This window comes from Methylobacterium mesophilicum SR1.6/6, from assembly GCF_000364445.2.
Taxonomy (GTDB): domain Bacteria; phylum Pseudomonadota; class Alphaproteobacteria; order Rhizobiales; family Beijerinckiaceae; genus Methylobacterium; species Methylobacterium mesophilicum_A.
In genome coordinates this window covers 2250338-2261868 of the sequence record NZ_CP043538.1, presented here as the reverse complement: position 1 = coordinate 2261868, position 11531 = coordinate 2250338, and the positions used below count along the sequence as shown (strand labels likewise).

Below are 11531 nucleotides of genomic sequence, written 5' to 3'. Positions count from 1 at the left end.
GCCTCAGGCTGCGGCCTGCCGCACGGCGGCGGCGATCGCGTTGTAGGTGCCGCACCGGCACAGGTTCGTCATCGCGTCGGCGATCTCGGCATCGCTCGGCCGCGGTGTCTGCTTCAGCAGCGCGGTGGCGGCCATGACCTGACCCGACTGGCAATAGCCGCATTGCGGCACCTGTACGGAGACCCAGGCCTCCACCACCTTGCGCCCGACGGCATCCTGCTCGATCGCCTCGATGGTGGTGACGGCCTGACTGCCGACGCTCTCGAGCGGAACCTGGCAGGACCGGGTCGCCTGCCCGTCGAGGAGGACGGTGCAGGCCCCGCACTGCGCGATGCCGCACCCGTACTTCGTCCCTGTCATGCCGAGCGTGTCGCGCAGGACGAACAGCAGCGGCGTGTCGGGTTCGGCATCGACCGCGTGCTGGCGGCCGTTGATCGTCAGGTTCACCATGGCCGCGACCCTTCGAAAGCGAGCGAGACAACTCAAGCTCAAGCTTAGCGGCGCTCTTCCGGGCCGGCCACGTCAAAAAAGCCGCGTTTTCGGACATGTCGCTGGATCGATTACCCGCATGGGGTTGTCCAATTCTCGACAGACGCGTGCCCGGCGGAGCGACGCGAGCGGGCTCGACTGTGGCCGAACCCGGTCCGCCTCGACTCAGATCACGGCGAGCGGCCCGGCGGCGCGGCGGATCGCCCGCGGGATCGCGCCGTGGACGCGCAGGAAGGCGCGGCGCATCCGCTCGCGGTTGGCGAAGCCGACCGCGCCGGCGATCTCCTCGATCGGCAGGCGGCTCTCCTCCAGCATGAGCCGGGCCGCCTCAACGCGCAGGGCCTCGACAGCCTTGGCCGGCGAGCTGCCGGTTTCCGCGCGGAACAACCGCGAGAACTGGCGCGGGCTGAGGCAGGCGACCGCGGCGAGGTCTTCGGTGGTCAGGGGCAAGGACAGGTTCTGCCTCGCATAGGCGAGAACGCCCTGGATGCGGTCGGTGGGGGCGTCGAACTCGAGCAGCGCCGAATGCTGGGCCTGGCCGCCGGCGCGGCGCCGCTCCATCACCAGCCCCCGCGCCACGCGCTGAGCGAGATCCCGGCCGTGATCGCGCTCGACCATGGCCACGGCGAGATCGATGCCGGCCGACATGCCCGCGGACGTCCAGAGATTGCCGTCCGTGACGTAGATCTTGTCGATGTCGAGCCTGCAGTCGGGATACCGCTCCCGGAACTGGGATGCGAAGTGCCAGTGCGTCGTCGCGCGCCGGCGGTCCAGGAGGCCGGCTTCGGCCAGGACGAAGGCGCCGAGACAGAGCCCGGCGAGGCGGCGCGTGGATCGGGCCGCCTCGCGCAGGAAATCGGTCAGCGCAGGGTTCGGCGTCGGGATGCGGATGCCGGCGGCGATCAGGATCGTGTCGAAGGCGGCGGGATCGCCCAGCGGTTCGGTGACGACCGCCGCGCCCAGGCCCGAGCGGACCAAGCCGCCGGCTTCGGACAGGATGCGGACATCGTAGGCCGTGGGCCCGGTATACTTGTTGGCGACCGCGAACGGCGACGTCACGGCCAGACCCATGAAATCGAAGTCGGGGCAGATGACGAGACCTATGCGCCGGGCATCCGCCATGGACGACAACCTCACGGGATCGCCGCCAAGATCAGGCTCTTGCCCGGCGTGAGCAAGCGGGACGGCCGGAATCGAGGCATCTAAGTCTTGGCAACCCGGGCCGGTCCCAGTTCACGCCATCCGGTTCGGGGCCGAGCGGAGACAGAATGCGCGCGCCGACACGCGGGCCGTGCCGCGCACGTTGCGCAGCCGCGGCGTGCGGGCCTACCACCCGGCGGCACGATTCCCCGCGCCGCCGGACCGCGGTCGCTATCGATGGAGATGCCCCGTGAGCCACACCGAGGATCGCACCGCCCTGGTGACGGGGGCCGCCCGGGGCATCGGCCTCGCCACGGCGGAGCGGTTCCTCGCGGACGGGTGGCGTGTCGCGCTCCTCGACATCGACGGGCCGGGCGTGGACGCCGCGACCGCGGGGCTCGGCCGCCCCGACCGCACCTTCGCGGTGACCGCGGACGTCTCCGACCCGCAAACAGTGACGGGGGCGATCCAGCAGGTCGCCGAGCGGTTCGGGCGCCTCGACGCGCTGGTCAACAACGCCGGGATCGCGATCTTCAAGCCGATCACCGAGACCACGTTCGAGGATTGGTCGCGGGTGCTCGCCGTGAACCTGTCGGGTCCGTTCCTGTGCACGCAGGCGGCCACCCCGCTGCTGGCCGAGCGCGGCGGCGCGATCGTGAACATCACGTCGATCTCCGGTCTGCGCGCCTCGACGCTGCGGACGGCCTACGGCACCAGCAAGGCGGCCCTGGCGCAGCTCACGAAGCAGCAGGCCGTCGAACTGGCCCAGTTCGGCATCCGCGTGAACGCGGTCGCCCCCGGGCCGGTGGACACGGCGATGGCCAAGGCCGTCCACACGCGCGAGATCCGCGCCGACTATCACGACGCCGTGCCCCTCGGGCGCTACGGCCTGGAGGCGGAACTAGCGGAGGCGATCGTCTTCCTCTGTTCCGAGCGCGCCTCCTTCGTCACCGGCCAGCAGCTCGCCGTCGACGGCGGCTTCGAGGGAACGGGGATCGGCCTGAAGACCCTGCGCCGGGAGCGGCGCGTCTGAGCCGGCGGCCGGCAGCTCAGAGCTTTGTGCGCGCGTCGATGGCACCCGGATCGAGCGGCGCGAGGAAAGCCGCGCCGACCCCGCCGTCGATCTGCCGGGTCACCGTCGCCCGATGCCGTCCGACCGTGATGGGCTGGCCGATCGCGAGCGGAGCCGCGATCAGCAGCGCGACGCCCGAGGCCGACAGGTTGATGATGTGCGCGTTCACCGCCTGGCCGTCGCCGAGGGTCACCTGAACGGACGTCTCGTCGGGAACGATGCGGCGGCTGACGCGGACGGAACTCGTCCTGCGCGTCTGCTCCTGGCTCAACGCGATGAGCCGTCTCGCGATCGACCCGGGCGTCGGATTCTGTCCCGTCACGCGAACGGCGAAATCGCACACGCTGGCGCGAATGACGATCGACTCGAGGCGTCCGACGCTGCGGATATTGCACGTCAGGGGATGATCGACGTGCGGGACGTGGATCGAGCGTAACTGAATGCCCGCCGCCGAGACATCGACGGTCACCGCGTGGAACTCGACGCCGTCGGCACCCCAGCAGAGGGCTGGAAGCGCTACAGGATATCGGGGGGCGGATCGGCGTTCTGTCACGGCTAATACGCCAATACGTTCGCCTTTGTTACCAAACAACCAAGATTAACAAGATCATCGAGTCATGATTGCCGCTAAAAGGTGTATCTTCGACTTCGTGCAATCGTAGGAGGTGGTGCCGCTCGTCCCGTCGGGCTCCCCGCGGTCGCCCGGACGGCGTTTCCGATGGCGTCCTCCAGTATTCCTCGTGGGCGCAGCCGCACCATCGTCACTCCGGGGCCGCGTGGCGGCGTCCGGTCCGGATGCGCGGTGTCGGGAGGATCCGTCGAAGGCCGCGGGTCCGCATCGCCCGCCCTCGACGTGCCCCTGAGGGGCCGGGCACGGCCGCGAGGCCCGGAACGACGGCGCGGCCCCGCCCAGCCACCGCAGCCAGGATTGGGGAACCCGCGCCGCGCGTCGTCCCTGCGGCACCGATGCCGGTGACGCCGCTACGCGCGCCGCAGCACACCCGGCGCGCGGAAGTCCGAGCCGCGCGCGTGCGAGGCGGTTGCCCGCGGCGCCGAAGCCCGCGGATCCGCAAGCCGGATCTGATCGATCAAGAGGGGCTTGGCGTAGTAATAGCCCTGCGCGCACCGGATCTGGGTCGCCCCCAGCAGGTAGGCGACCTCCTCGTAGGTCTCGACGCCCTCGGCGACGACCGACATGCCCAGCGCCAGGCCGAGGGATTCGATCGCCTTCAGCACGATCTGGCTGCGCGGCCTCTTGTCGATGTCGGTGATGAAGGAGCGGTCGATCTTCAACTCGTCCGCGGTGATTTCCGCCAGGGCGGCGAGGGACGAGTAGCCGACGCCGAAATCGTCGATCGAGACCCGGGCGCCGATCGCCCGGATGCGGGGCAGGACCTCGCTCTGGAACCGGTTCTTGGTGAAGAAGGCTTCCTCGGTGAGTTCGAGGACGAAGCGCCGGGCCATGCCGGTCGCGCCGAGGGCATCGCAGAAGGCCGACATGAACGGCACGTCGCAGGCCTGCTTGGCGGCGATGTTGATGCTCACGGAGACGTCCGATCCGAACAGCTCGTCGATGTCGGGCATCGCCCGCACGGTCTCGGCCAGCACCTGCAGCGTGATCTCGTTGATGAGCCCCAGTTCGATGGCGAGGCCGATGAAGTCGCCGGGAGCCTGGATCGTGCCGAGTTCGTCCCGCCAGCGCAGCAGTACCTCGACGCCGAGGACGGCATGGGTGCGCATGTCGACCTTCGGCTGGAAGGCGCAGCAGAAGCATCGGTCCCGGATCGCCAGGCGCAGGCGCTGCTCCACGGCCATGCGGGCGGTCGCGGCATGGCTCATCGTCTCCTCGAAGAGACTGACACCGCCCTTCACGCCACCCTTGACCCGGTACATGGCATTGTCGGCCTGCCGGCGCAGAACCTCGTAGGTGGTGCCGTGCTCCGGGAAGAGGCTCAGGCCGATGGAGGCGGAGGCGAAGATCTCGTGCCCATCGATGAAGAAGGGCTGCTTCAGGCGCTCCGAGATGTCGAGCACGTCCAGCAGCGTGCGGTCGCGGCTGGTGATGGGGTTCAGCAGCAGTACGAACTCGTCACCGCCGATGCGCGCCAGCAGGTCGCTCGGGCGCAAGGCGCTGCGGATCCGGTCGGCGACCTTGCGGAGCAGCGCATCGCCCGCCGCGTGGCTGTAGTAGTCGTTGATGTGCTTGAAGTTGTCGAGATCGATGAACGCGAGGGCGAAACGGTCGCCGGGCACGGCTTCGGCAACGAGTTCCTCGATGCTCTGCTCGAACATGGTCCGGTTGGGCAGGCCGGTCAGGGCATCGATGAAGGCGCGGGCGATCAGATCGCGCTGCATCCTGTGGTGGTGCGTCACATCGGCGATCGTGGTGAGCGTATAGCTCTCCCGCTCGGCGGTGACCTGCCGCGACGCGGCTTCGATCACGCGCTCGCCGATCTCCTCGACGAATGCGTGATCGGGCTGCTGCCTCATCGCCGCCGGACGATCGCGGACCGCCTCGGGGCCGAGTGACCGCGCGGCGGCATTCGCCAGGATGCAGACACCCTCCTCGTCATGAACCACGACCCCGACCGGAAGGGCCTGGATCGTCGCTTCGAGCAGGCTCCGCCGGTGGCTCGGTGAGACGTCGTTCACGCTCAGCCCTGCTGCCAGAGAGCCTTGGCGGCGCGCAGGCTGGACTCCGCCGGCGGCTCGGCGGAGTCCAGGGGGCGCCGGAGCAGGCGACGATGCACCTGGTCGAGCGCGGCCCCATTGCCCTCGCTCCCCGCCTCGCGGGTGAGGCGCGACAGCGCCGACAGGTCCGCGTCGGGCGCGCTCGCCCTGCTCATGGTCGCCCCTCGCCAGCGCTCGACGACGGCACCGACGAACGCCGCGCCGGCAACCGCTTCGCCGGCCCCGGCCGATCGCCCGCTGACGTCGTTGCGGGGCTGCCGCTCCGGGGGCAGGGCGCGGAATTTCATCCGCACCGGCATCGGCACGCCTTCGCCGAATGCGATGACCTCGCCGGTGCCGAGCGACGGGACGAAGCTCAGCAGGTTCACGGCATCCGAGACGGCCGCCGCCAGGAAGGCCTGATCGCGGTCGTTCGTCATCCGCATGGCGAACAGCGTGCTGCACTGGGACATGATGGTCGCGTCGAGTTCGGCCGGACGCTGCGTCACCAGCCCGAGATAGACGCCGTGCTTGCGGCCCTCCCGGGCGATGCGCGACAGGGCGCGCCGCGTCGGGGTGAAGCCGACCGACCGGTCCGCCGAGGCGTAGCGATGGGCCTCCTCGCAGACGAACAGCAGCGGGATCGCGCCCTCGCTCCAGATGCCGAACTCGAAGGCCAGGCGGCACAGGACGCAGACGACGGCGTCGACCACCTCCATGGGGAGCCCCGCGAGCTGCATGATCGTCATCGGGCGCCCGTCCGGATCCAGCCGGAACAGGTGCGCCAGGATCTCGCCCATCATGTCGCCGCCGACATTGGCATTCTCGAACATGAAGCCGTAGCGCGGATCGTTGCGGATCGTCTCGATCCGCGTGATCAGGCGGTGATAGTGCATCCGGGAAACCCGGTTCTCCAGGCGTCCCATCCGCTCGTCGATCAGAGAGATCAGGTCCTGCAGCACGTAGGGGACCGGCGTATCGACCGTGAAGCCGGCACCCTTGCCGATCGTCCGCTTGACGATCTGTCGGTCGCTCGCCTCCTTGTACTGAGCGTACTTGCTCTTCGCGAGCGGGATGACTTCCGCCAGGATCTCGATCTCTTCATCGACCGGGGAGCGTCCGCCGTAGATGATGTCGGCGATCTCCTCGAGGTTGAACAGCCAGAACGGGAGCTTGAGGTTGTGCGGCGCGATGACGCTCGCGCGGTCGCCGAAGCAGGACGCGTACTCGTTGTGCACGTCGAGAAGGAAGATCCGCACCGTTTCCCGCGCGTTCAAGACTTGATCGAGGATGACGGCGACGCCGCTCGACTTGCCGACCCCGGTCGTGCCGAGCACCGCGAAATGCTTCGTGAGCAGATCCTCGACCTTGATGCAGGCCGGCGTTTCGGGATCCTGGTACAGCGCGCCCACCGAGGCGGTATGCGATCCCGACACCTGATAGACGATGCGCAGGTCTCCCGGCGGCAGGAGATCGACCGCGTCTCCGATGGCGGGATAGGACGTGACCCCGCGCTGGAAGCGTTTGGCCCCATCCTCGAACACGAACTCGCCGAGCAGATCGAGGCTGGCGCAGGCGCCGGGCTGGCGGCCGTTGCTCGACGCCAGCGTCGTGATGATGCCGATGAGGGCCGCGGCTCCCGCCTGAATCCGTACGAAATTCCCGACAGTGACCCGTACGTCGGGCCGCCCGTTCTGACCGACCAGCTCCAAGTGCACCTTCGAACCCTCGATCGAGGTCACCGACCCCATCCGAGACGCGAGGCCTTCGTTCCGGCCCTCACCGTCCTCAACCCGCATCATCCGTCTCTCGGCCAACACATCGAACCGACGAGAAAATGACCTTTGCTGGATTAAAGAATCGACAAAGGCTCAAGCTGAACGATGTGATGTTTAATGATAATCAGCCGCGTATGGTCGGTAATAGGGTTGTACTTTTGGGCAAAGTACCACTTTAGCATGCATCGTCTCCGCCGAGGGCGCGCACGCCGCCCGCAGGACGCGTGCTGAGGCTCTGCGGCGTGGCGTAAAGCTGACGGGGCGTGTCGCAGATCTGTGGACGGCGCGGGGTCCCGTCCAGGCTCGGCCGCCTCAGATCTCTTCGAAGTGCTCGCGCATCCAGCACTCGCCCGAGATCCGGGCGCCGTTCGATGTCACGAAGGCGTAGGGCGACTGTTCCACGACCGCGCCGCCGCGTGTCCGGATGAGCCAGCGATAGCATCTTGGATCGTCCGCGCAGGGGACGATCTCGATCGTGTGAGCGCGCAGCGGTGACGTCGACATGGAGCCTTAACGATCCACGCGGGCTTTTCGCTCCCGCCGCCCGGTGCGGATGGTTACCGAGCGGGGCCGGCGCGACCCGCACAGGGTGCATCGGAACCTTCGGCGCCGGAGGCCGGTTCCGGCGGACACGAGCGGTCGGTCCGGGGATCGACGAGGGACGAGGCGAACGCGGTATGCCGATCAAGGCACTGAACGACCGGAAGAAATTGTCGAATGACTTCAACGACGCCCACGACGCATTCATCGACGCGGTGCTGAACGCGCTGCAATCCGGCGAGATTCCGCTGGATCTCGCCCGTGCCTATCTCGCGCATCCCGTCGCCATGATGCACACCGACGGGGCGCAGGCCGTGGCCGACTACTTCGATCGCATGCTGGCGCAGAAGCCGAACATCGACTGGACACCGGGAAGCTGACCGCCGGTCCGGAAAGGAAGCGCCGATGACCAGCGAAGAAGTCGAGGATCTGAACCGCGCCCGCGCCGCGCTCGCGCGGCAGAGGAACGCGATCGCCCGGCGCCTGGGCGGTCTCGACGTGGCGCCGATCTCCATGGCCGAGGACCTGACCCGGACGCTGCTGGCCATCGAGGCCGTGGATCGCGCGCTGGTCGATGCTGGGCAGCCGCACGTCGATCTCGGCCCCGCGCCGGACGCCTGAGGCTCCTGCGCAACCTTGCGCCGCGCTCCCGCGCGGGCTTAGACAATCCGGCGCGCCGAGGAGACCTCACGATGACCGACCGCCTGCCCGGCTTCAACACGCTGGCGATCCACGCGGGCGCGGCACCCGACGCCGCCACGGGCGCGCGGGCCACGCCGATCTACCAGACCACGAGCTTCGTCTTCGACGACGTCGACCATGCCGCGTCGCTGTTCGGCCTCCAGGCCTTCGGCAATATCTACACGCGCATCACCAACCCGACGAACGCGGTGCTGGAAGAGCGCATCGCCGCCCTCGAAGGGGGCACCGCGGCGCTCGCCGTGGCCTCCGGCCACGCCGCCGAATTCCTGACCATGCACGCGCTGATGCAGCCCGGGGACGAGTTCGTCGCCTCCAACAAGCTCTACGGCGGCTCGATCAATCAGTTCAATCACTCGTACAAGAACTTCGGATGGACGGTCGCCTGGGCCGAGAACGACGATCCGGCCTCATTCGAGGCCGCGATCACGCCCCGCACCAAGGCGATCTTCTGCGAGTCCATCGCCAATCCCGGCGGCGTCATCACCGACCTTGCGGCGCTGTCGCAGATCGCCAAGAAGCACAACGTCCCGCTCGTCGTCGACAACACCATGGCGACGCCGTACCTGATCCGCCCCTTCGAGCACGGGGCCGACATTGTGGTCCACTCAGCCACCAAGTTCCTGGGCGGCCACGGCAACTCGATTGGCGGCCTGATCGTCGACGGCGGCTCGTTCCAGTGGGCAGGCGATGCCCGCTACCCGATGATGAGCCAGCCGCGGCCGGAATATTCCGGCATGGTGCTGGCCGAGACCTTCGGCAATTTCGGCTTCGCCATCGCCTGCCGGGTTCTCGGCCTGCGCGATCTCGGTCCGGCGCTCTCGCCGTTCAACGCCTTCCTGATCCTGAACGGCATCGAGACCCTGCCGCTGCGGATGCAGCGCCACTCCGACAACGCGCTGACGGTGGCGACCCATCTCTCCAAGCATCCGGCGGTGTCGTGGGTGAGCTATCCGGGGCTGGAGAGCGACCGCTATCACCAGCTGGCCCGGCGCTACACGCCGAACGGTGCCGGGGCGGTCTTCACCTTCGGACTGAAGGGCGGCTACGAGGCCGGCGTGAAGCTGGTCTCGAACCTGCAGCTGTTCTCGCACCTCGCCAATATCGGCGACACCCGCTCGCTGATCATCCACCCGGCCTCGACCACCCACCGCCAGCTCACCGACGCGCAGAAGACCGCCGCGGGCGCCGGTCCGGACGTGGTGCGCCTGTCGATCGGCCTGGAGGATCCGGCCGACCTCATCGAGGATCTGGACGCGGCACTGGGCGACTGACGATCTCCCGCCCGACCGGGCGGTCCCGATGACGATGGCAGCGTGAGGATCTGGACCGGCGGCGCCCTCAGAACGCCTCCGCCTCCAGCGCCATCGTGCTTTCGGCCCCGGCCTTGATCCGCGCGAGGCGCAGGCCGGTCTCCGGCAGCATCCGCTCCATGAAGAACCGGCCGCTCGTGAGTTTCGACTCCCAGCGCGGGGAGGGCGCCTCGGCGTGCTTTGCCAGCGCCGCCTTGGCGATCTTGCCCCACATGTAGCCCAGGGCCACGAGGCCGAAGAGGTGCATGAAGTCGGTGGCGCCGGCGCCGGCATTGTCGGGCTTGGCGAAGGCGTTCTGCATCAGCCACATCACGGCGCCCTGGAGGTCGTTCACCCCCGCCTGCAGCGGCTTGACGAACGGCGCCATCGCCGGATCCTCGCCGTGATCCTTCAGGAAGGTCTGCACCTCGCCGAGGAACGTCATCATCGCCCGGCCGCCATCCTTCGGCAGCTTGCGGCCGATCAGGTCCATCGCCTGGATGCCGTTGGCGCCCTCGTAGATCATGGCGATGCGGGCGTCGCGCACGAACTGCGACATGCCCCATTCCTCGATGTAGCCGTGGCCACCGAGGAGCTGCTGCGCCTCGACCGCGTTGGCGAAGCCGCGATCGGTGAACACGCCCTTCACCACCGGAGTCATCAGGCCGAGATGGTCGTCGGCGGTCTGCCGCTCCTTGGCGTCCTCGGACCGATGCAGGATGTCAGCCTGGAGCGCCGTCCAGAGCATCAGCGCCCGGGCCGCCTCGTTGAAGGCGCGGATCTGCAGCAGGGTGCGACGCACGTCCGGGTGGACGATGATTGGATCGGCGGCCTTCTCGGGGGCCTTCGCGCCGGTCAGCGCTCGACCCTGGAGCCGGTCCTTCGCGTAGGCGGCGGCGTTCTGATAGGCGACCTCGGACTGGCCGAGACCCTGGACGCCCACGGCGAGCCGCGCCTCGTTCATCATCACGAACATGGCGTTCAACCCGCGATTCTCTTGTCCGACGAGCCAACCGGTGGCGCCGTCGTAGTTCATCACGCAGGTGGCGTTCCCGTGGATGCCCATCTTGTGCTCCAGGGAGCCGCAGGACACGCCGTTGCGAGCGCCCAGCGAGCCGTCCGGGTTCACGAGGAACTTCGGCACGACGAAGAGCGAGATGCCCTTCGTGCCGGCCGGCGCCCCCTCGATCCGGGCGATGACCAAGTGCACGATATTCTCGGCTAGGTCGTGCTCGCCGGCGGAGATGAAGATCTTCGTGCCGGTGAGGCTGTAGGAGCCGTCGCCGTTCGGGACCGCCTTCGTCTTCAGGAGCCCGAGATCCGTTCCGCAATGCGGCTCGGTGAGGTTCATGGTGCCGGTCCATGCGCCCTCGACCATCCTGGGCAGGTAAAGCGCCTTCTGCTCCTCGGAACCGTGGACCAGCAGGGCCGCCATCGCCCCCTGGGTCAGACCCGGATACATCCCGAAGGCGAGGTTCGCGCCGGACGCAAATTCCTGCATCGCGGTGTTGAGCGTGTGCGGCAGGCCCTGGCCGCCATAGGCTTCCGGGACCGAGAGCCCCATCCAACCGCCCTGGGCGTAGGTGTCGTAGGCGGCCTTAAAGCCGGTGGGCGTCCGCACGCTGGCGTCCGCCTCGCGGCGGCAGCCCTCGATGTCACCGGTGCGGTTGAGCGGCGCCAGCACTTCCTCGGCGAGCTTCGCACCCTCGCGGAGCACGGCCTCGACCACATCGGGAGACGCTTCGGCGAAGCCGGCGAGATTGTCGCGGGTGTGGAAGCCGAGCACATCGTTGAGCAGGAACAGCGTGTCTTCGACCGGTGCGCGGTACTGCGGCATCTCTGGCTTTCCCC

The 11531-nt window shown here is 68.4% G+C and carries 11 protein-coding genes; 4 read left to right on the top strand and 7 right to left on the bottom strand.

Features of this window, described 5'->3' with window-relative positions; genetic code table 11:
• Nucleotides 1–3: 3 nt before the first annotated feature.
• Entirely contained in the window at nucleotides 4–450 is a 447-nt protein-coding gene (locus MMSR116_RS10670; RefSeq protein ID WP_158168780.1) for a (2Fe-2S)-binding protein, read from the bottom strand.
• A gap of 204 nt (nucleotides 451–654) precedes the next feature.
• Complete coding sequence (locus MMSR116_RS10665) at nucleotides 655–1611, bottom strand: GlxA family transcriptional regulator (protein WP_158168775.1); 957 nt, start codon at nucleotides 1609–1611, stop codon at nucleotides 655–657.
• Nucleotides 1612–1879: 268 nt separating this feature from the next.
• Between MMSR116_RS10665 and MMSR116_RS10660 the strand changes: the two genes are divergently transcribed.
• Nucleotides 1880–2662, top strand: a complete 783-nt coding sequence (locus MMSR116_RS10660; RefSeq protein WP_158168773.1) for an SDR family NAD(P)-dependent oxidoreductase — start codon at nucleotides 1880–1882, stop codon at nucleotides 2660–2662.
• 16 nt (nucleotides 2663–2678) lie between these two features.
• Here MMSR116_RS10660 and MMSR116_RS10655 read toward each other — a convergent pair whose 3' ends face one another.
• The 4 genes from MMSR116_RS10655 to MMSR116_RS10640 form a co-directional block, all read right to left on the bottom strand.
• Complete coding sequence (locus MMSR116_RS10655) at nucleotides 2679–3254, bottom strand: PilZ domain-containing protein (protein WP_244625686.1); 576 nt, start codon at nucleotides 3252–3254, stop codon at nucleotides 2679–2681.
• Nucleotides 3255–3682: 428 nt separating this feature from the next.
• The gene (locus tag MMSR116_RS10650) at nucleotides 3683–5353 is read right to left on the bottom strand and encodes a putative bifunctional diguanylate cyclase/phosphodiesterase (RefSeq protein WP_158168769.1); all 1671 of its coding nucleotides are present in this window, start codon (nucleotides 5351–5353) and stop codon (nucleotides 3683–3685) included.
• Nucleotides 5354–5355: 2 nt separating this feature from the next.
• A complete protein-coding gene (locus MMSR116_RS10645) occupies nucleotides 5356–7122 on the bottom strand; it encodes an ATP-binding protein (RefSeq protein WP_432419905.1) in 1767 nt (588 codons plus the stop codon).
• A gap of 339 nt (nucleotides 7123–7461) precedes the next feature.
• Complete coding sequence (locus MMSR116_RS10640) at nucleotides 7462–7653, bottom strand: hypothetical protein (protein ID WP_158168767.1); 192 nt, start codon at nucleotides 7651–7653, stop codon at nucleotides 7462–7464.
• Between the two features lie 173 nt (nucleotides 7654–7826).
• Here MMSR116_RS10640 and MMSR116_RS10635 point away from each other — a divergent pair, with 173 nt between their 5' ends.
• The 3 genes from MMSR116_RS10635 (at nucleotide 7827) to MMSR116_RS10625 (ending at nucleotide 9662) form a co-directional block, all read left to right on the top strand.
• The gene (locus MMSR116_RS10635; protein WP_158168765.1) at nucleotides 7827–8069 is read left to right on the top strand and encodes a hypothetical protein; all 243 of its coding nucleotides are present in this window, start codon (nucleotides 7827–7829) and stop codon (nucleotides 8067–8069) included.
• Between the two features lie 25 nt (nucleotides 8070–8094).
• On the top strand, nucleotides 8095–8310 hold the full coding sequence (locus tag MMSR116_RS10630) for a hypothetical protein (protein ID WP_158168763.1): 216 nt from the start codon (nucleotides 8095–8097) through the stop codon (nucleotides 8308–8310).
• Nucleotides 8311–8381: 71 nt separating this feature from the next.
• Nucleotides 8382–9662, top strand: coding sequence for an O-acetylhomoserine aminocarboxypropyltransferase (locus MMSR116_RS10625; RefSeq protein WP_158168761.1), 1281 nt, complete (start codon nucleotides 8382–8384; stop codon nucleotides 9660–9662).
• Nucleotides 9663–9729: 67 nt separating this feature from the next.
• Here MMSR116_RS10625 and MMSR116_RS10620 read toward each other — a convergent pair whose 3' ends face one another.
• Nucleotides 9730–11517: an acyl-CoA dehydrogenase C-terminal domain-containing protein gene (locus MMSR116_RS10620; protein ID WP_158168758.1), complete on the bottom strand. Its 1788-nt coding sequence runs from the start codon at nucleotides 11515–11517 to the stop codon at nucleotides 9730–9732.
• Nucleotides 11518–11531: the final 14 nt, after the last annotated feature.